The 18123-nt window shown below is 66.3% G+C and carries 19 protein-coding genes and 1 pseudogene; 10 read left to right on the top strand and 10 right to left on the bottom strand.

The features are described 5' to 3' along the window. Positions 1–13: 13 nt before the first annotated feature. Complete coding sequence (locus tag ACZ5Y9_RS03175; RefSeq protein ID WP_247623750.1) at positions 14–1543, bottom strand: SDR family NAD(P)-dependent oxidoreductase; 1530 nt, start codon at positions 1541–1543, stop codon at positions 14–16. A 90-nt stretch (positions 1544–1633) separates the two neighbouring features. Between ACZ5Y9_RS03175 and ACZ5Y9_RS03170 the strand changes: the two genes are divergently transcribed. From ACZ5Y9_RS03170 to ACZ5Y9_RS03135, 8 genes are all read left to right on the top strand, one after another. Next, positions 1634–2104, top strand: a complete 471-nt coding sequence (locus ACZ5Y9_RS03170; RefSeq protein WP_247623751.1) for a hypothetical protein — start codon at positions 1634–1636, stop codon at positions 2102–2104. 50 nt (positions 2105–2154) lie between these two features. Next, a complete protein-coding gene (locus ACZ5Y9_RS03165; protein ID WP_464472263.1) occupies positions 2155–3219 on the top strand; it encodes a M4 family metallopeptidase in 1065 nt (354 codons plus the stop codon). Then, positions 3194–3562 (top strand): protealysin inhibitor emfourin, encoded by a 369-nt coding sequence (locus ACZ5Y9_RS03160; protein ID WP_464472262.1) that lies wholly within the window; start codon positions 3194–3196, stop codon positions 3560–3562. Before ACZ5Y9_RS03165 ends, ACZ5Y9_RS03160 begins: the two co-directional genes overlap by 26 nt. 170 nt (positions 3563–3732) lie before the next feature. Beyond that, entirely contained in the window at positions 3733–3954 is a 222-nt protein-coding gene (locus tag ACZ5Y9_RS03155; protein WP_464472261.1) for a hypothetical protein, read from the top strand. A 1-nt stretch (position 3955) separates the two neighbouring features. Continuing rightward, entirely contained in the window at positions 3956–4462 is a 507-nt protein-coding gene (locus tag ACZ5Y9_RS03150) for a GNAT family N-acetyltransferase (RefSeq protein WP_464472260.1), read from the top strand. A gap of 129 nt (positions 4463–4591) precedes the next feature. Continuing rightward, positions 4592–5326, top strand: coding sequence for a ribonuclease H family protein (locus ACZ5Y9_RS03145; RefSeq protein WP_247623756.1), 735 nt, complete (start codon positions 4592–4594; stop codon positions 5324–5326). An 18-nt stretch (positions 5327–5344) separates the two neighbouring features. Then, complete coding sequence (locus ACZ5Y9_RS03140; protein ID WP_247623757.1) at positions 5345–5731, top strand: DoxX family protein; 387 nt, start codon at positions 5345–5347, stop codon at positions 5729–5731. A gap of 73 nt (positions 5732–5804) precedes the next feature. After that, positions 5805–6455 carry a Pr6Pr family membrane protein gene (locus ACZ5Y9_RS03135; RefSeq protein ID WP_247623758.1) on the top strand — a complete coding sequence of 217 codons (651 nt, stop codon included), beginning with the start codon at positions 5805–5807 and terminating at the stop codon, positions 6453–6455. Between the two features lie 36 nt (positions 6456–6491). On the opposite strand, the gene ACZ5Y9_RS03130 is transcribed toward ACZ5Y9_RS03135, so the two are convergent. Then, a complete protein-coding gene (locus ACZ5Y9_RS03130; RefSeq protein WP_464472259.1) occupies positions 6492–7853 on the bottom strand; it encodes a flavin monoamine oxidase family protein in 1362 nt (453 codons plus the stop codon). 207 nt (positions 7854–8060) lie between these two features. On the opposite strand from ACZ5Y9_RS03130, the gene ACZ5Y9_RS03125 reads away from it, so the two are divergent. After that, positions 8061–8696, top strand: a complete 636-nt coding sequence (locus tag ACZ5Y9_RS03125; RefSeq protein WP_464472258.1) for a VanZ family protein — start codon at positions 8061–8063, stop codon at positions 8694–8696. Between the two features lie 4 nt (positions 8697–8700). Here ACZ5Y9_RS03125 and ACZ5Y9_RS03120 read toward each other — a convergent pair whose 3' ends face one another. After that, positions 8701–9678, bottom strand: a complete 978-nt coding sequence (locus tag ACZ5Y9_RS03120) for an SRPBCC family protein (protein ID WP_464472257.1) — start codon at positions 9676–9678, stop codon at positions 8701–8703. A 2-nt stretch (positions 9679–9680) separates the two neighbouring features. After that, positions 9681–10085, bottom strand: coding sequence for an ArsR/SmtB family transcription factor (locus tag ACZ5Y9_RS03115; protein ID WP_464472256.1), 405 nt, complete (start codon positions 10083–10085; stop codon positions 9681–9683). A gap of 620 nt (positions 10086–10705) precedes the next feature. Here ACZ5Y9_RS03115 and ACZ5Y9_RS03110 point away from each other — a divergent pair. Then, complete coding sequence (locus ACZ5Y9_RS03110; RefSeq protein WP_464472255.1) at positions 10706–11524, top strand: hypothetical protein; 819 nt, start codon at positions 10706–10708, stop codon at positions 11522–11524. 128 nt (positions 11525–11652) lie between these two features. Here ACZ5Y9_RS03110 and ACZ5Y9_RS03105 read toward each other — a convergent pair whose 3' ends face one another. The 6 genes and pseudogenes from ACZ5Y9_RS03105 to ACZ5Y9_RS03080 all read right to left on the bottom strand — a co-directional run bounded on the left by ACZ5Y9_RS03105 (position 11653) and on the right by ACZ5Y9_RS03080 (position 17708). Beyond that, a complete protein-coding gene (locus ACZ5Y9_RS03105; protein WP_464472768.1) occupies positions 11653–12849 on the bottom strand; it encodes a hypothetical protein in 1197 nt (398 codons plus the stop codon). Positions 12850–13401: 552 nt separating this feature from the next. After that, a pseudogene (locus ACZ5Y9_RS03100) lies at positions 13402–13647 on the bottom strand (GAP1-N1 domain-containing protein); the annotation flags it as partial. Next, positions 13644–14459 (bottom strand): TRAFAC clade GTPase domain-containing protein, encoded by an 816-nt coding sequence (locus ACZ5Y9_RS03095; RefSeq protein WP_464472254.1) that lies wholly within the window; start codon positions 14457–14459, stop codon positions 13644–13646. The pseudogene ACZ5Y9_RS03100 and the gene ACZ5Y9_RS03095, both read right to left, overlap by 4 nt. After that, on the bottom strand, positions 14456–15424 hold the full coding sequence (locus tag ACZ5Y9_RS03090; RefSeq protein ID WP_464472253.1) for a TRAFAC clade GTPase domain-containing protein: 969 nt from the start codon (positions 15422–15424) through the stop codon (positions 14456–14458). The genes ACZ5Y9_RS03095 and ACZ5Y9_RS03090 overlap by 4 nt, the downstream gene beginning before the upstream one ends. Before the next feature lie 2 nt (positions 15425–15426). Further along, positions 15427–16407 (bottom strand): hypothetical protein, encoded by a 981-nt coding sequence (locus ACZ5Y9_RS03085; protein ID WP_464472252.1) that lies wholly within the window; start codon positions 16405–16407, stop codon positions 15427–15429. Positions 16408–16430: 23 nt separating this feature from the next. Further along, positions 16431–17708 carry a metallophosphoesterase gene (locus tag ACZ5Y9_RS03080; RefSeq protein WP_464472251.1) on the bottom strand — a complete coding sequence of 426 codons (1278 nt, stop codon included), beginning with the start codon at positions 17706–17708 and terminating at the stop codon, positions 16431–16433. Between the last annotated feature and the right edge of the window lie 415 nt (positions 17709–18123).

Raw genomic sequence — 18123 nt, 5'->3', positions numbered from 1 at the left:
CTCGAGCCGCGACTCACCAGGGGCTGGGCTCGTAGTCCTTCAGGAAGACGCCGTGGATGTCGTCACCGGCCTCGCCGCGCACGATCGGGTCGTACACGCGGGCGGCGCCGTCGACCAGGTCGAGCGGGGCGTGGAAGCCCTCCTCCGCGAGTCGCACCTTCGTGTAGTGCGGGCGCTCGTCGGTGATCCACCCGGTGTCGACGGCGGTCATCAGGATGCCGTCCTTCTCGAGCATCTCGCCGGCGCTGGTGCGCGTGAGCATGTTGAGCGCGGCCTTGGCCATGTTGGTGTGCGGATGCCCCGGCCCCTTGTACCGTCGCGAGAACTGCCCCTCCATCGCCGACACGTTCACCACGTATTTGCGGTGCGCCGACGACGCCGCCATCGACGCGCGCAGGCGGCTGATGAGCAGGAACGGCGCGGTCGTGTTGGCGAGCTGCACCTCGAGCATCTCGAGCGGATCGACCTGGTCGACCGACTGCACCCAGCTGTTGACGGTGTTGACGTCGGGCACGAGTCCGCCGGCGTCGATCGCGGTTCCGTCGGCGTGCTTCTCGAGCGACGACGAACCGGGCGCCATCGCGACGCGGGCGAGGTCCTCGGCGGTCAGCGCCTGGCCGCCCTGCTCGGCGACGGTTCCGCCGAGGGCGGCGACCGACAGCAGCGGGTGGGCATCGACGGACGCCTGCAGCGCCTGCGGGTGCGGATCGGCGGTGTGCCCGAAGGTCTCCATCTCGGGGAGCGGGCCGTCGGGAAGCGGGTGGAGTTCGGCATCCGCCAGCAGCGAGTACGAACCCGGCGAGCGGCGCACGGTCTGCGCGGCGTTGTTGATGAGGATGTCGAGGGGCCCCTGCGCGGCGACGGAGTCGGCGAGGCCGATCACCTGGGCGGGGTCGCGCAGGTCGATGCCGACCACGCGCAGGCGGTGCAGCCAGTCGGCGGAGTCGGGCAGCGCGGTGAACCGGCGCACGGCATCGCGCGGGAAGCGCGTGGTGATCGTGGTGTGCGCGCCGTCGCGCAGCAGCCGGAGCGCGATGTGCATGCCGATCTTCGCGCGGCCGCCCGTGAGCAGTGCGCGCTTGCCCGTGAGGTCGGTGCGGGCGTTGCGCTTGCCGTGGCTGAAGCGGGCGCAGTCCGGGCACAGCTGGTGATAGAACGCGTCGACCAGCGTGTACGGCTGCTTGCAGATGTAGCAGTTGCGGGGCTTGAGCAGCTCGCCGGCGATGGGGGCGTCGACGACGCTCGTGGCGAGGTCGTTGCCGCGCGTCTCGTCGTCGATGCGGTCCGGTGCACCGGTCGCCGTGCGGGCGACGACGGCCTTGTCGGCCTCGGCGATGGCGTCGCGGATCTCCTTGCGGCGCACGCGCTTGACGGCCTTGAACATCGCGGCGGTCGCGTGGCGCACGGCCACGAAGTCGGGGTGCTCGTTGTCGATCTCGTGCAGCTCGCTCAGCACGCGCAGGGTCGTGGCGAGATCGTCGGGATCGATGCCGGGGCCGAGGTCGCCGGAATCGCTGAGGTCGTCGCGGGGCGCATCGGTCATTGTGCCGATTTTACGCGAGAAACCCGGGCGTGCCCTGCGGACGGGAGCAGCCCCTCGACCCGAGCCACCCGTCGGGGGCACAATGTCTGCATGCCCACTGATGCGCATGTCCTCGGCCCCGGCCTGCTGCCGACGCCGTTCACGGCCGACGAGATCCGCGAGGCGACCGGCGCCGGGAAGACCATCCGCCTGTTCGTCGAGTCACCCGACGGATCTCAGCACGAGCGGTTCAACCGATTCGAGCAGACGGATGCCGAGGGCGCCACGCTCCGGGCCTGGTTCGCCGAGAACCCCGCCGACGTCGTGACGAGCCGGGTCACCTGGACCGATCTGCAGCACCACGCGGCGTTCCCCGCCGACCACACCACCGTCACGACCGAGGCGATCGACATCCCCCTCGGCCGCGTCGAGTGCACGCGCTACGACACGTCCGACGGCCCGGATGCCCCGGTGGAGACGTACTGGTTCTCGCCCGCCCACCCCGGCATGCCGGTGCGCTACGAGGTGCCGCTCGACGGCGGGGTACTGCGCACGACGGTGATGAGCATCGAACCGGCGTGACGGGCGCGAGACTCTGCCGCAGTGTCGGAGACCCGGCGTAGGGTCGCTGCATGAGCGCACAGATCGAAAGCCACGGAGTCGTCCCGTCTTATCTGCTCGCCCGGCTGGCTGCATCGGGGCGGTTCCCGCGTGCGGCCGCCGCCGCGCGGCAGACCCTCACCGCGGGCCGGCCGCCGTTCCGCGCCCGCATCGACCTCTCGATCGACGAGAACGGCGACCTGGTCGCGCAGCTGTCGGATGCCCCGAACCGCACGATCAGCGACGCGGCGAACACGCAAGACCTTCCGGGCGCGGTCGTGCGCTCCGAAGACGACCCGCCCGTCGCCGATGCGCCGGTCAACGAGGCCTACGACGGGCTCGGGGCGACCTTCGAACTGCTGCTCTCGGCGTTCGGCCGCAATTCGCTCGACGATGCCGGCGCACCTCTCGACGCGACGGTGCACTACGGCGTCGACTACGACAACGCCTTCTGGGACGGCGAGCGCATGGTGTTCGGCGACGGCGACGGCGAGGTGTTCCGCGGCTTCACCGGATCGCTCACGGTGATCGGCCACGAACTCGCCCACGGGGTCGTGCAGCACACCGCGAACCTCGAGTACCAGGGGCAACCCGGTGCGCTCAACGAATCGATCGCCGATGTGTTCGGTGCGCTGACCGAGCAGTACGCGCAGGGGCAGAGCGCCGCCGACGCCACCTGGCTCATCGGCGCCGAGATCTTCACCGAGGCGGTGGAAGGCGTGGCGCTGCGGTCGATGATCGCGCCCGGAACGGCCTACGACGACGACGAGCTCGGCAAGGACCCGCAGCCCGACCACATGAGCGGCTTCGTGCGCACGACCGAAGACAACGGCGGTGTGCACATCAACTCCGGCATCCCCAACCGCGCCTTCGCCCTCTTCGCGACCGACCTCGGGGGCAACGCGTGGGAGACCGCCGGCACCGTCTGGTACCGCGCGCTCACCGGAGGGCTGTCGAGCACGGCGACGTTCACGGCCTTCGCCGACGCGACGGTCGCCGCGGCATCTGACGTCGATGAGGCCACCGCGACAGCCGCTCGACGCGCCTGGACGACCGTGGGAGTCTATGAGGATGAGCGAGTCCCCGCAGCCGACTGACGCCGAGCCGTCGGCTGCGCCCGAGCCGCCGGGCGACAGCGGGCGGTCAGCAGACCCCGGGGTGGTCATCGCCGTGGTGCGCACGGGCGGGATCGCGGGGATCAGCCGACGATGGCGCGTGGAGATCGCGGCATCCGACTCTCCTGACGCCGAACCGTGGATCGCGCTCATCGAACGCTGCCCGTGGAGCGCCGACCCCGAGAGCTCCGCCGGCGCCGACCGCTTCGTCTGGAGCATCCGCGCGCGCACCCCCACAGAGCACCTCGAACGCGAGCTCCCCGATGGCGCCGTCGCCGGGCCCTGGCGCGACCTCGTCGATGCCGTGCGCGCCGCCTCGGCCTGAGGCCCGTTCGCCTCGGCATGACGCCCGTTCTCGCCGCGAGGGTCTCCACACGCCGCTCGCGATGCCTGAACACGGCAGTCTCGACCCCTCGCGCCTCGGCCCCGCCCGCGCGCCCCGTGGATCCGGTGTGAATCGGCACCACCCCGCTGCGACGGAGAGACAATGGGCGAATGGGACTGTTCCAGCACCGCCCGGAAGAAGAAGAGAACCAGTGGGCCGGGCTTCCGTCCGAGCCGCTCGAACGTGACGGTGTCGACACGCTCGCCACGACGCCCGCCGTCGACCCGCTGTCGATCGGCCTCGGCGCCGAGCTCGGGTCGATCGTGTTCCCCGTCGCGCCCCCGGCACCGTCCGCGGTGTCGACCGAGAATCGCGAACCGGACGAGGACTGACATGACCTCCCCCGCATCCGACGGCATCGAGGTCCGCCGCGTGACGGCCGACGAATGGATGCTGTGGCGCGCCGCGCGTCTCGAGGCCCTGCGCGAATCACCCGCCGCCTTCGGCTCGCAGCTCACCGACTGGATCGAGGCGCCCGAGTCGCGGTGGCGGGAGCGGCTGTCGGTTCCCGGAGCGCACGACCTGCTCGCGATCGACGGCGAGCACGTCGTCGGGATGATCACCGGCATGCCGGTGGCCGACGACCCCTCCCGCACCGAACTGATCTCGATGTGGGTCGCTCCGTCGGCGCGCGGCACGGGACTCGCCGCCGATCTGATCGATCGCATCGTCGATTGGGCGACGGAGGCCGGGGCATCCGTCCTCGATCTCTCGGTCATGCCCGACAACCCGTCGGCGCACCGCGCCTACGAGCGCGCGGGTTTCACACCCCTCGACGAACCCGGCGACCTGCTCCCCGACGGTCGCCGCGAGATCCGGATGCGCCGCACCCTGCGCTGACGCGCCCTCTTTCCTCGTGAGGGTCAAAACACGCCGCGCCACCGGCATCCGCTGCGGCGTGTTGTGACCCCTCACGTTCGTGAGACGCGCCCCGCCGGCGACGTCGGCGGCCCGGGCTACGGTGGAGGGATGACGATCACCGCCGCCGCAGACGGCTCCGCTCTGGGCAACCCCGGCCCCAACGGCTGGGCCTGGTACATCGACGACGACAACTGGGCGGCGGGCGGGTCTCCCCACGGCACCAACAACCAGGGCGAACTGCAGGCGGTGCTCGAACTGCTGCGCGCGACGGCCGGCACCGACGAGAAGCTGCTCATCCGCTGCGACAGCCGGTACGTGATCGACTCGGTGACGAAGTGGATGCCGGGCTGGAAGCGCAAGGGCTGGCGCAAGTCCGACGGCGGCCCCGTGCTCAACCGCGACATCCTCGAGGGCATCGACGAGGCGATCCGCGGGCGCGACGTCGAATTCTCGTGGGTCAAGGGGCATGCCGGCGACCGGCTGAACGAGGCCGCCGACGAGCGGGCGAATGCCGCGGCGAAGGCCTATCAGGCGAAGCAGGAACCGCGCCGCGGCCCCGGGTTCACGCTCGCGTCCGGCGCCGGCGCCGCCGTCGCGGCCTCCGCCCCGGTCGCGGCATCTGCGCAGCACGCCCCGTCTGCGGCATCCGCTCCGGTCACGACCGCCCCCTCGGATGCCCCGCTCTGGGCCGAGACGTCGTCGCTGTTCGACGACTTCGACACTCCCTCGGCCGACCCGATCGAGCTGCGCCTGAGCCTCACCGGCGATGAGCACGCCCGCCTGCGCGACCGCGCCGAGGCGCAGGGCATCTCGCTCGAAGCGGCCCTGCGCCGTCTGATCTGACGCGCGTACACTCGCCTCATGTCGACAACCGCGCGCACGATCGGCCGCATCTTCCTCGGATCCTCCCTCGTCTTCGCCGGCGTCTCGCACCTGACGTTCGCCCGCCGCGAGTTCCAAGCCCAGGTACCCGAATCGCTGCCGCTCGACCCCGACGTCACCGTGCTCGCCTCGGGCGTCGTCGAGGTCGGTCTCGGCTCGGCGCTGCTGCTGGCCCGCAAGCGACGCCGTCGGGTCGGCACGATCGCCGCGCTGTTCTTCATCGCGGTGTTCCCCGGCAACGTCTCGCAGTGGATGCACCAGCGTGACGGCTTCGGCCTCGACACCGACATGAAGCGCTTCGTGCGACTGTTCTTCCAGCCGGCGCTGGTCGCACTGGCTCTGTGGTCGACCCGCACGCGCCGCTGAGGCGCGTTCCCACGGCCCGCGGAGCCGACCAAAAGTAGACTCGGCGGATGAGTGGACGGCGGGTGACGCAGCGGTGAGGACGCGTACCGTCTTCGGCCTGCTCCGACTCGGCGCCGCCGCGCTGTGCCTGGTCGCCCTCATCCACCGTCTCGCGTGGGGGCTCGCCTCGCACACGATCGCCAGCCAGAACTTCTTCGCCTACCTGACCAACCAGTCGAACGTCGCGTTCGTGGTGCTGCTCACGATCGCCGGCATCATCGCGCTCCGCAAGGCCCGCGATCCGCGCTGGCTCACCGTCACCCTCGCCCTCGTGCTCACCTGGACGATCACGGCCGGCATCGTGTTCGCCATCCTCGTCTGGCAGGCGGGGCTGCGCGGCATCCGCATCGACGTGCCCTGGTCCGATCAGGTGCTGCACTTCTACCTGCCGGCCTGCGCCGCACTCGCCTGGGCGCTCGCGCCCGGCCATCGCGCGGTGCCGTGGCGGGTCATCCCGGCGACGCTGATCTACCCGCTCGTGTGGGGCGGGTTCACGATGATCCGCGGCCCGATCATCGGCTGGTACCCGTACTACTTCCTCGACCCGCGGCAGATCAGCGGACCGGCCGAGTTCCTGGTGTCGTCCGGCATCGCCCTCGCGACGTTCGCGACCGTCGCGACCGCGCTCGTGCTCATCAGTCGGATGCCGCTGCCCCGTCGCCTGCGGCAGGATCAGGCCGGGTAGACGACGCACCGCCGTGCCAGGCGGCGCACCGCCGCGTCACGCCGCGTAGGGTCCGAGCGCCTCCAGCGCCAGGGTGACCGCCTCGTCCTTGCCGAGTTCCGAGAACCTCGCCGCGGCATCGCCGCCGACGATCCCCACCAGCACGTTCTCGCCGGTCGCGGGGAGCAAGTTGATCCAGGTGCGGATGCCGACATCGCCGCCGACCGTGTGCCACACCGCCTCCTCGGCATTCCAGAACGGCTCGTCCCAGCGCAGCCACACGGTTTCGATCGACCCCATCGCGAGCGCCGAGATCGCGCCGCGGTTGGCGAACGGCAGCGGCGGGTCGAACTCGATGCCCTGCTCCTGCAGCACTCCGAGCGGCACCGTCACGACGACGCGGTCAAACGACAGCGCCTCACCGGTGCCCATGCGCACGCTCACGCCGGTGTCGTCGTAGGCGAGGCGGGTGACCGGCTGGTTGAGACCGACCTGCACGCCGTCGAGCGTGTGCTCGATGAACGGCAGCAGGCTGTCGCGGGCGGCGCGGGGCTCGGTCGGAGGGAGCGGCGGGGCGAACCAGCTCGACAGCTTCGCGGCCTCCGCGCCCGAGGCCGTCGAGAGAAGCGCGAGCAGGGCGAGGATCGTGGGGTCGGCCGTGTCGACGCCGGCCGCGACGAGAGCATCCGCGACCGAGCTGTCGACGGGGGCGGCCTGAGCGGCGGCGATCGCTGCCGTGAGGGACTCGGTGGCGACGGCATCCGTATCTCCGTCGGGCGAGCGCCAGAGCGAGCCCGCGAGGTCGACGACGGAGATGTCCTCGGCCTCGAGGGTCTGCACGAGGTCGGCATCCGCCTCGCCGAACAGCCACGCACCGAGCTGCGGAGGAAGTGGCCAGGCGTCATCGAGCCGCGAGTACACGCGTCCGCCGACGCGGTCGCGCGCTTCGAGAACGGTCACCTCGAACCCCGCGTCGTTCAGCCGCGCGGCTGCCGTGGCGCCGGCGAGCCCCGCACCGATCACGGCGATGCGCTCGCCGTCGCCCGCGGCATCCCGCAGTTCATCGGCGGCGCGCTCACCCGAGGCGATCGCTCCGCGCATGGTGGCCGGGGCCTCTTCATCGGTGGCCTCGCCGGCGAAGAACAGGCGGTCGTCGACCGGACGCGCGAGGGCGCTGCGGGTCTCGGCCCCCACGCCGGCGGGCACGAAGCTGACGGCACCGAACGCGTACTGGTCGCTCGTCCAGGTCGAGCGGATGCTGGCGGCCGGAAGCGGCACGCCGTTCGTGGGCTGCGGCTCGGGCGAACGCGTCGGGGTGCGCGTGGGCGTGGGCTCGGGCTCCGGGGTGCACGAGGCGAGCAGCACCGAAAGGGCTCCGGCCCCGGCGCCCAGAAGCAGAGTGCGGCGCGTGATCCTCATCGTGTCGCCACTTTATCCCGCCCGGGTGGACGGTGGCTGCTCGGGAGGGCGTACCCAACTCAGGAAGAGTGCGGCCGTCGGGCACGGAGACCCCCGGATTCGGGCCCGGATCGTCGATTCTTCCTGAGTTGGTGCCACGGGCGAGTGCCGAACATCACTCCGCAGGCTGATGCGGCGGCGACGGCATTGACCGTAACGTCGAATGCGATGGACAATCCCTTCGGCGAAGTGCCGGTGCTGCCGGTCGTCATTCCCCTCGCGCTCGTGGTCTTCCTGCTCATGCTGTGGCGACTGCAGATCCGCCGTGCGTTCTCGTGGCCCCGCGCCGCGGTGGCCGCGGCCCTCGCCGTGTACGGAGCAGGCATCGTCGGCAACACGATCTTCCCGATTTTCCTGGGCAAGCCGAGCAGTGGGGAGCCCTGGTCTCCGGCACTCGCGCTCGTGCCCTTCGCCGACTACGAGATCGCCGACGCTCTCACGAACGTTCTCGTCTTCGTGCCGCTCGGCATCCTCGTCGCGCTCGTGCTCGCACGTCCGACGTGGCCGCGAGTCGTCGCGATCAGCGCCGGGGTGAGCCTCGCGGTCGAGCTCTCGCAGCTCGCGGCGCAGCGGTTCTTCGCGGGTGGTCACGTCGCCGACATCAACGACTTCCTCTCGAACGTCACCGGCGGCGCTCTGGGCTACGGCATCCTGCTCCTCCTCGTGCGGATGCCTCGACTGGGCCGGTTCGTCGACAGGTTCCGCTGGGCACCGGCAACCGTTCACGACTCCGGAGATCAGCGCCCGCAACGCGAAGAAACCGACCGATCCGTGCGGAATCGGCCGGTTTCTCCGGAGTTGTGAACGGTCAGACCGCGAGCAGCTCCCGCTCGAGACGGGCGTACGAGGTCTCCATGCCGTCGGCCATGCCGGTGGCGAGGATCATGTCGCGCGTCTCCTTGTCGGGGTACTCGATGTACAGCGTGATGAGGGTCGCGCCGTCCTCCTCGTAGAGGTTGAGATCGTTGAGCGTCTCGACCGGCATCCCGATCATCCGCTCGGTCTGCACCGACCGCTTCGGGGCGTCGATCAGCAGCGCCTCGCCCTCGAAGCCGAACGCCTCGCCCTCCGTGTCGCCGACCGGAGCCCAGGAGGTGACGTAGCCCTGACCGACCTCGGTCGCGACCGTGCACTCGGTCATCTCCCACCCGTCGGGTCCGAGCAGCCACTGCTTCATGAGCTCGGGCTCGTTGTGCGCACGCCAGACCAGTTCGCGCGGCCCCTCGACGAGGCGCGTGATGCGCACGTGGGTGTCGTCGAGCAGTTCGACCCGCGTGCCCTTGCCCTGCGCGTAGTCGCGGAGGTCCTGCAGCACGGCGTCGAGCTGGCTCATCGCGAGCGTCGTCCCCTCGACGGCGCCCATCGCCACGACCTGCTCGAGCGCCTCGGCCGAGGCGAAGTAGCTGGTGTTGACCATGCGCGTGCCCTCGGCGGTCGGTGTGAACGTGAACGTCATGCGCATCGACGGCAGGTCGGGGTTCGGGGTTCCGTCCTCGTCGGCGAAGGCGTCGAGGACCTCGAAGCCGTTCGGGCCGTCGATGTTGAGGAACTCCCAGGTGCCGGAGGCCTTCTCGCCGCGCGGTCCGTTCATCGTGTAGTTCGCCTTGCCGCCCACGGTGTGGTCCCAGTGGGTGAAGGTGGCGGGCCATCCGGGAGGACCCCAGAAGCGCTCGAGCTGACGCGGGTCGCTGTAGGCGTCCCACACCCGCTCGACCGGGGCCGCCAGATCGGCGACGACCGTCATGGTGAGGTTCTCGGCATCCGTGATCACATCGGTGACAGGCATTGTCAGTCTCCTTGTTCGTGTTCGGTCGGTTCGGTGTTCTTCGTGGTGCTCGTGGTGCTGTCGGTGCTCGGGGCTGGCGCGGCCAGCAGGTCGTCGAGGCGGGCGATGCGCGATCTCCACAGCTCTTCGTAGCGGGCGAGCAGCGCCCTGGCCCGGGCGATCATCTCGGGATTCGCGCGCACGAGGCGCTCGCGTCCCTCGGCGCGCTTGACGATGAGGTTCGCGGCCTCCAGCACGGCGACGTGCTTCTGCACCGCGGCGAACGACATCTCGTACTCGGCGGCGAGGGTCGAGACCGACTGCTCGTTCTCGATCGTCCGGCGCAGGATGTCGCGCCGGGTCGACGTGGCCAGTGCGTGGAAGACACGGTCGACCTCCGCTTCGGTGAGTTCTCTTTGTGCAACCATTTGGTTGTACGTTAGACCGGGGCGCGGGGCGTGTCAAGAGGTTCCTGTCGGAATCGCGATGAGATTGGACTAAGTCCGACGTAAAGCGAGGATCGGACGCCGTCGCCGAGGTCTCTCTGAGAGCCGAGGTCTTTCTGAGAGAGGAATCCACTGTCTCGATAGGCGAACCTAGTTCTTAACGGAGGCACCTTGCCATCTCGCAAGTCGCCGTGCCAGTCCATAGCGCTCGGATCTGGAGTGAGGGACATGATCACCGAGTGGACCGAGGGCGATTTTTGAAGAGAAGGGGTGGGGGAGCCGACTGTATCGGCACTGCTCCGCCTAACGCGTTCTATCCGGGCTATAGAGACCACCACGGCTCACCGTAGTCAGGAAGTAGGCGAGGCCGGCGCCGAGTCAAGGATGAGACTGAGGAAGCGCATCGCGCGGCATAGAGGGGAGTTGTCAAGCGGGCCACGGCAGCAGGAGTTGAGATCCACTGGAGGCGAGAGACCGAAGCTCAGGGCTAGGCGGGTCCAGATGGCGCGGACCCACCGTTTCTTGTGGGTTGATGGTCGGCGGCGCCGTAGGCGGTTGTCGCGTGGACGAGCGAACGTGTCTGGGGCCAGTAGGCTGACCCCGTGACCCAGGGTGATCTGACACTTTACTGGGGTGCGATCGCGCAGATAGTTCCGGTGGTCGCGCTCGCGTTTGTGATCGAAGCTCGAGTTATTGTTCGCCGGTTGAGCAGGAAGAGCACATATCAGTTTCGGGGACGACGCATTCGTTGGTCGATCGTGTTTTTCCTTCTCGCGCTGCTGCTGACTTTATCCGAGTACACCGCTTTGCAGAGCCTGTCTCTCGATCCAGACAGACCGGTACTGCTGATAGACAACATCTACTACTGGCTGTCTTTGCTCTCAGTCGCGGCGTCACTTCTCATTGTGATTACGCTGCCAGTCTCCACCTTGATCTCCGCATCACTCAGCGACGTCGTCCGATCGATCGAACTGCACGTGCCCTGGGGGAAGGCTCAGCGGTTGCGTCGAGAAATCGTTGAGCAACTTGCAAGTCTCGACGAGCTGCTTAGGCTGGGCAGGAACCTTCGACTTGATGCCCTGATGGTTTGCGGCGCTGTGCTCCTAGAGCGGGACTTAGACGTCGAGGACATGCAAAGGGTGTTTATCTCGGCGCTGAACGACGAGCCGGACTCCCATCTAATCGATCCGACCGGAAACCTGATGCAACTCTTGAAGTCAGACCCCCATCGGGAGGGGTGGGCCTACCAGGTTGCCCGCCGGTTCTATGACGACCTCGCAACCGAGGGCCGCGACATGCGCAAGCTACGGAAGCAAATTCGAAATCAGCTGCGTCGCGTTGAGAAGATCACGCGCGTGGACTCGCCTGAGTTCGTTAAATTGCAGCGTGCCAACATGGCGGCCGCCGCCAAGATGCCCTAGATCGCGCGCTATGCGCGAGGGCTCGCGCGACGAACAGAGGTTCTGGCCGGCGACGGGCATGGCGCTCAACGCCTCGGAAACGTCTGATCGTCTCGAACTTTGGACTCTCGAGAGTGAGAGATTACGTGTCAGTGGAACCCAAGGATCTTCAAGACGTCACTTACCCAACTCTTTCGAGCGTTCTTTCGACGCGTGATCTGCTCAGCCATGTCCGAGGCTTGCCTTCCGGCGCCCCGTATCAGATCGCTGGTCGATGCCGCTCCCCATTCGTCCCGCCGAACCTCGCTCACGGCACCTCGACGAAGCCGGTAGCATCGATCCCATGTAGGGCCTGAAGGCAACGCGGCTCCGAGAACCCCCCACGCCTCCGCATCGAAGCCCTCACTTCTCAACGCCTCGTGTAGAAGCGGGAACGTGACCAGCCATCCCCTTTTGCGTAGGGGGACTTCCCCGCTTTGGATGGAGGCAACGAGGCCCACCGCGAGCAACCGCTCTTGCACCCAAGAGGGAACACCGCGAAGCTCGCCCGATGCGACCGATTCTAGGGTCTTCAACCAGTCGCGGGCGTTGACTCGTCGCCACAAACCGGCATGAAGTGGTGCGGCTAGTAGGACGGTTAGAGCGAAACGTGGAGACGTTCCGCGAGAGACCTTGCCAGAGAGGCTAGCCAAGCCGATTCTGTGCAGGGTCTCGCGTAGGACATGGGCCTGCGCGATGACCTGTCTGACTGTATCTGCGTTGCGGCTGACCAGGTCGACGAGGCTCCACCACGCCTCGGGCGATGCGCTACAGGCAAGAGTAAGGGCCTCAATGGATCCGTTGCTCAGAAGAGATTCAAGGATGTGATTCTGCTCGCCTGCGTCGAGCGATGCGAACACGTCTCCCACAGACTCGCCCTCGAGTGCCTGCCATACGCCCGGGTTCCTGAGGAACTCTGGACGACGAGCGATGACGAGAAGCCCGAGATCCTCATGGATACCCGCGAACCGCGCGACGGTTTCATCGTCGAGATGGTCTGCGATTGCAGAAAGGACCGAGTCGATCTGGGATTCAGGGATGGCACCGAGCTCGGCTTCGTGTACCTGTTCGAGGGAATCCCTAGTCACGGACCCCGATAGCACCAATCGAACGAATCGCTGACCCAGTTCGAGTTCGTCCAGATCTAGATGCGCCGAGAACGAGATCGCGAGAGCGAGTCGCTCCGATTCCGGGAGCTCGATGCGCCCTGTTTCGGCGAGTATGTCGGTCTTGAGGCGACGCATCTGGCCAGGGGACGGGAATTCATCGAAGAGGGTGGAGAGCGCTTCGTGATAGTTCTCGTTCATGATGGATTCGAAAATCCGGGTGAGGACGGACATGTCCCGCCGGCCCCGTCGGCTCTCCGCGCCATAAGTATGGAGGAAGAGTCGCAGCGCTGGCCGGTGGCCGAGAATGTCCTCGGCAAGGGGCCTCGACCAGTCGCGGATTGGCCAACTCGCGTCGACTCGATCGCCCCTCTCGACCACCTCAAGGTCGAAACGCACCGTGGTGTCGGAGGAACGATAGCGGGTCCGAAACGCAAAGGATCGGCGTAGGCGCGGCCACTGCTGGGCATACAACTCCAGCAGCACGTCCTCCTCGCGCTCCGGCGAGGGGGAGGTGGCGGTTACAGCGCGACTGGACGAGTAGACGGCACTGGCCAGCACGGCTGGGTCAAGAACGCCACCGGAGACGGGGAGCTCCGTCGAACGAGGCATCATGGCAAGGGGAAGCTCGCGGGAACATTCGTACGCGAGGCTTTCAGCTTCCTCATCGTCTCGCACACCTCGCGGCCGGTTGAGATTGAGTAAGTCGCGGAAGTCCTCGATCCGGGCGAGATCGGACCACTCGACTAGCAGAACGTGTGACCACACCGAGCCCGGCCTCATCCAGGAGCCTGCGGGCCAGGTGCGAACAAAGGCTTGCATCCGGATGGACGCGAGCGGGAGCACGGATAGGTACGAGCCGCTACGGCCTTCGAAGCTCATGTCAGTTGCGACGCGTAGCAAGCGACCAGCGTCTGCCTCGATCTGCAACGAGGAGCTCAACAGCCGGTGCCCGCGCGAATAGCCGTAGAGGGCTTGATGGACCGTGGCTGTTCTCATAGCTGTAGCACGCCTATGATTGGCGCATCGATCGCGGCTTCGTTTCCGTCGCCGTCTGTCATCGTGGCCCGATCAAGCCCATCCTGGTCGGACAACCGTTCCCGTTCGGTCGTGAAGCTTCCGCCCTGCGCGCTGAGCCCGAAGATACGAATCTCCCTTCGAATCTGGGCGGTGTGGAGATATTGAGCAACGAGTGGCGCGTTCACTGCCAGCCATTCGGAGGGGGTGATATCGCCGGCCAAGTCGAAGGCCGACAAGACAACGCTGACTTGACATCTCGGATCCACTGTTTCGTCGAGAACTTGCAACAGGTCGGCGACGTCGACTTGCGTGGGCGTAGAGGGTTGGGGCGCGGAGTTCTCCGGAGGCCGTGACTCACCGAGGGCGTGAGCTGCCGCGTTCACCTCCGCGATGAGTGGGTCATGCTCGAAATCACCGACATGTATGAAAAGTACCGCTGAGCGTGCGCTGCGCAGATCGTCGAACAGGTCAACGTCCATCGTTCCCGTTTCGATGACGTCAAGCCATGTTTCCCCGGACAGGTCCGGCACATCGAGCTGGCCTTCTTCCCCCGATGCATGCCGAATCGACAGGCGCAGGCCATTGCTCTGTGAGACTTCGGTGCGTCCCGCCTCCTCGCAGTTAAGTAGGGCAGACGTGAGCATGTTGGCGTGCTCGCGGTCGTCGCGATGATCCGTTAGCTCGATTGAACAACGCTCGCCTCGCAGTATGGCCAGGAACAGCAACGCGAGATAGGTAGATTTTCCGGCGTGGGGGAATCCCATCAGGATCGCTCGCGGCGTATTCGTCATGCTCTGTTTCCATTCCAGAAGTATCGAGCTCCAGGAAGCGTAACCTGCTGCCGAATCTGAGGACGGCGTTCGCGGTCGGATACGAGTATCTCGAAGACTTCCACAAGTCCTTGCCGAGACGTCTGATCTGCGGGTCGGGCGCTGAGGACACTCGTTGACACCGAAACTGGCCGGCGAAGAACCGAAGAAACCATCTTGTCGAGCTCTGACGTCACGGTGTCCTGCAACTGAGGCGTCAGGGTGTCTGCCTTCGTAGCGACTATCAGAACCTTCGCCCCGTCCGCGAGGGCATCGGGCGCGAGTAGGCCCATCAGAAGTTGCTTAGCCCTCAGCAGCTGAAGGGTCCTCGTGGACGCGCGTCGCATCAGCTCGCCATCGACCAGTACCAAGCAGACGTCGACGCGGGGCAAGAAAGGTAGCTGGTCGTGGGCGTCGGCCCCGTCCACGATCGACTCGAACACCTCGCCGCGAATATCCGAGACGACGAGGTCCACGCGACGGGTCCGAGAGGCGACCGCAAGGTGGAGGTGACGAATGTCGTCGTCCTGCGTCCGTTCAGTTGCAGGGGATGTCGAGCCGGACGATGCCCGGGCGGGTTTATGGCGTCGATGGAATCCAGACAGCGTCCTAGAACCCGCATACTGCCAACCGTGCACCGGTCCCGTTAGAAATTGAGCAAACAGCTCCACTAGCAGAGTTGTCTTACCCGCATTCGCTTCACCGGCGATGAGAACAACCGTTGAGGGGACATCTCCGACTAGCACGTTGGCCTCACTGAGCGTGAGGCCATCTCCTCCGGTGATTTTGATCCGAGCCCTCGGCGGCGGTAGCTCGGCCGAGTCGCCGAGATCGAACTCGGTCTCCTCATCAGCGCCGTCTTCTTCGTCAAGCGTGAGCGAATCGTCGTCACCATCGAGCGTCGTGGCAGCGGTTGCGTCGCTGTCGAGTTCGTCGTTGGCTGGCATCGTTACGACACCCTCATCATGGAGTACTCGCGGAGGAGCTGTGCCCCCAGCCCGACGAGCGGCACACGGTGGGAAGGATCGAGACCGGTGCTCTGTTCGACAACAGGCGAGGCGACATCTCGATCGTTCTTGAACTTCATCAGAGCGGAAGCCACCGAACTCACGGGAAGCAGTAGGTGGCTCAACGGTGAGCCCGAGTGAACGGTATCCAACAACTCCTCAGCGACGTCCACGAGTGGAATCGTCTGCCCGTCATCGAGATCGCCGACGAGGTCATTCAGAACCTCGATCGTCCCGCGCGCCGCGGGAGCGACCGTCACGAACTCTTCGACCTCGATGGCCGCCCGGATGACTCGCTGCGGTTCGGCAATCTCCGTCCATTCGACTCCAGAGTTCGAGTGAACTCGTTTACGTGACCACCACAGTGTGTTGAGCTCTTCATCCATACGATCCAGGCGAGTGCTGACCTGTGCCGCGACCTCTTCGAAGCGTCGAGCGAGCGAACGCACTGCGGACACGGCCTGGGGCCCCTCGAGATCTTGATGTCCTTGAAGCAGCTTCCTAGCCGAGTCTCGAAGCACCGTGATAGCCGTGCGGGCGCGCCCGCTGGTACTCTCATCGAACACCGTCGCATCAGCGAGATCGTCCAGCTGGCCGCTACGAGCTTCGAATCCCAAATATCTTGCAGACTGGCACGCCAGAGCAGCGAGCAGGCGGCGATCAGGGTCGCGCAACAGCGCGGTTACTGCTGCTCCGGCCACGATCCGAACCACCTCCTCACGTCGGCCAGTCACCCATGTCCCGTCGTGTGCACGGACGGTGGACTCTACAGATTGAAACGCGTCGGGGACCGGCGCGCTGTATGCCACGGCAACAAGATCGAGCACCGAGACCTCGGTGATCGCGTCAGCTGCGGCCGTCATCCGGTTCTGAATCTCTGCGATCTCGATTTCCATCGTCGCCGCGGACAGAGCGGCGGCCATCTCATCGAACGTCGGACCACTTGTCACGGAAGCTCCTCTTCGAGTTGGTCAATCAAGTTACGGTCACGTACACGTCTCAGAACGCGTGTCCATAGTTCGGCGTCAGGCGTGATCAGGTCTTCGTCACTCAGGACGCCGAGACTACGTGCGATCTCTCTTCGACGAGTGATCGACAGCTGCAAGAACCTCACGGCTGTTCGACGAAGGTCCTTGCGCGCCGCGCTCGAGAGGACGGCGGCCGGCATGTCTGCCGCATTGCCGAGAAGAGGAGAAGCAGTCACGACAGCCTCGTCTTCCGGTCCATGAGCGAGGGGCGAGGCATCGTCGACGACACTCGGGGCGCCGGGATCGTTCCTCACGAAATACGTCATCTCACCCGAAGGATGCGCGACGAACCGCGTATGCGCCCTGCTCCAGTACCGGGGGTTGACATGTATTTCGATGCCCTTGCTCACCTTGGTGAGAGTGATGACGTTGTAGCTCGCAAGGAACGGGTCCTGTTCGCCCCCCGCTTGACGCTCCGGAGCTACGGCCCCCGCATTCACATGCACCGTGCTTCCGTCTCCGTCGGGCTGCAAGGAACTGTACGCGTGCTCGTGACCGAAAAGAATTAGGTGGGCGCGCTGCAAGTACGGCGCGATATGTTCCCAATCTCGGAGCCAACTCGGGGGGTGATGCATCATTACGAGATGGAGCAGGCCGGGTTGCCGGTCGAGCTGAACCTGGTGAGTGCCGACGACGAGGTTACGTTTGTCTGGTTCGTGGAAATCCTTATGACTTGCGAGCGCAGAGTTCACACCGGTGAGCCGCAGGACCAAACCATCGACCTCGAGAGTGTCGTCTTCCCACATAGGTGACTCTGCAGTGATGCCGCAACCGAAGGTCGAAGCAAACTCGTTGTAGGCATCCAGGGGGGCTAAGACAGATCCGGCTTGCGGATCCAGAGCGAGGCGTTCCTGTAACACCAAGTCAATGTCGGTAAGGTCGCAGCCAGCGACGGCTGTCCGAAAGTCTCGGGCGATGGCGCTTTTTCCGATCGTCTCCCACGAGACGTCGTGATTGCCGGGGACCACCCAGACGTCACTCGGCTCCAGGCCACCGGCGGCGTCAAGCAGCTCGTCAATCCATTCCCGCGCGGTGACGTACTGAGCTGGTTCCGCGCCGAAAGCGATGTCGCCGCCGACGAGTATCGCGTCGATCTTGCTGCTCTGCTCCACGTGAGCCTTCAGATCGCGCACGAGTTCAGTGCGCTGATCTCGGTCCTCGTCCCACCCGCGATCGTCAAAGTGGATGTCGCTCACGTGCAATATCCGTAGCGGCATAGTCGATTCCCCCTTCGCAAACCCCCGTTCTCTGCATCGTATTGGTGCTGGCGGAGAAGCGCACGTTCATGGACGATACCCACGGCGCTGAACTCGTGACATCGCGGGCGCTTACCGTCTGCCCGGGGGTCGCACCGCGCAGTGCGAACGTATCGCTATGCGCCCCTCGCGCGCCTCGACGATGACTCTCCTAGTGATCCGGCCAGCCCTGCCCGCACCTCTTGCTACCCGCAGTGCGCTCTGCCGCTGTTCAACCGATGATGACGACGCGCACGGCCGCCTCCGCGCCCGGTTTCGCGAAGAATGTGCCCACCTTCTGTTGGGGGGCGGTCAACTCTCGGGCAGATGTGAGGGATCGAAGCACGCAGCAGCATCACGATTTGGTCGATGCTCG

This window comes from Microbacterium sp. T3-8 (assembly GCF_055398145.1).
Note: the sequence above shows the minus strand (reverse complement) of the source record. Positions and strands in the feature narration are given on the sequence as shown.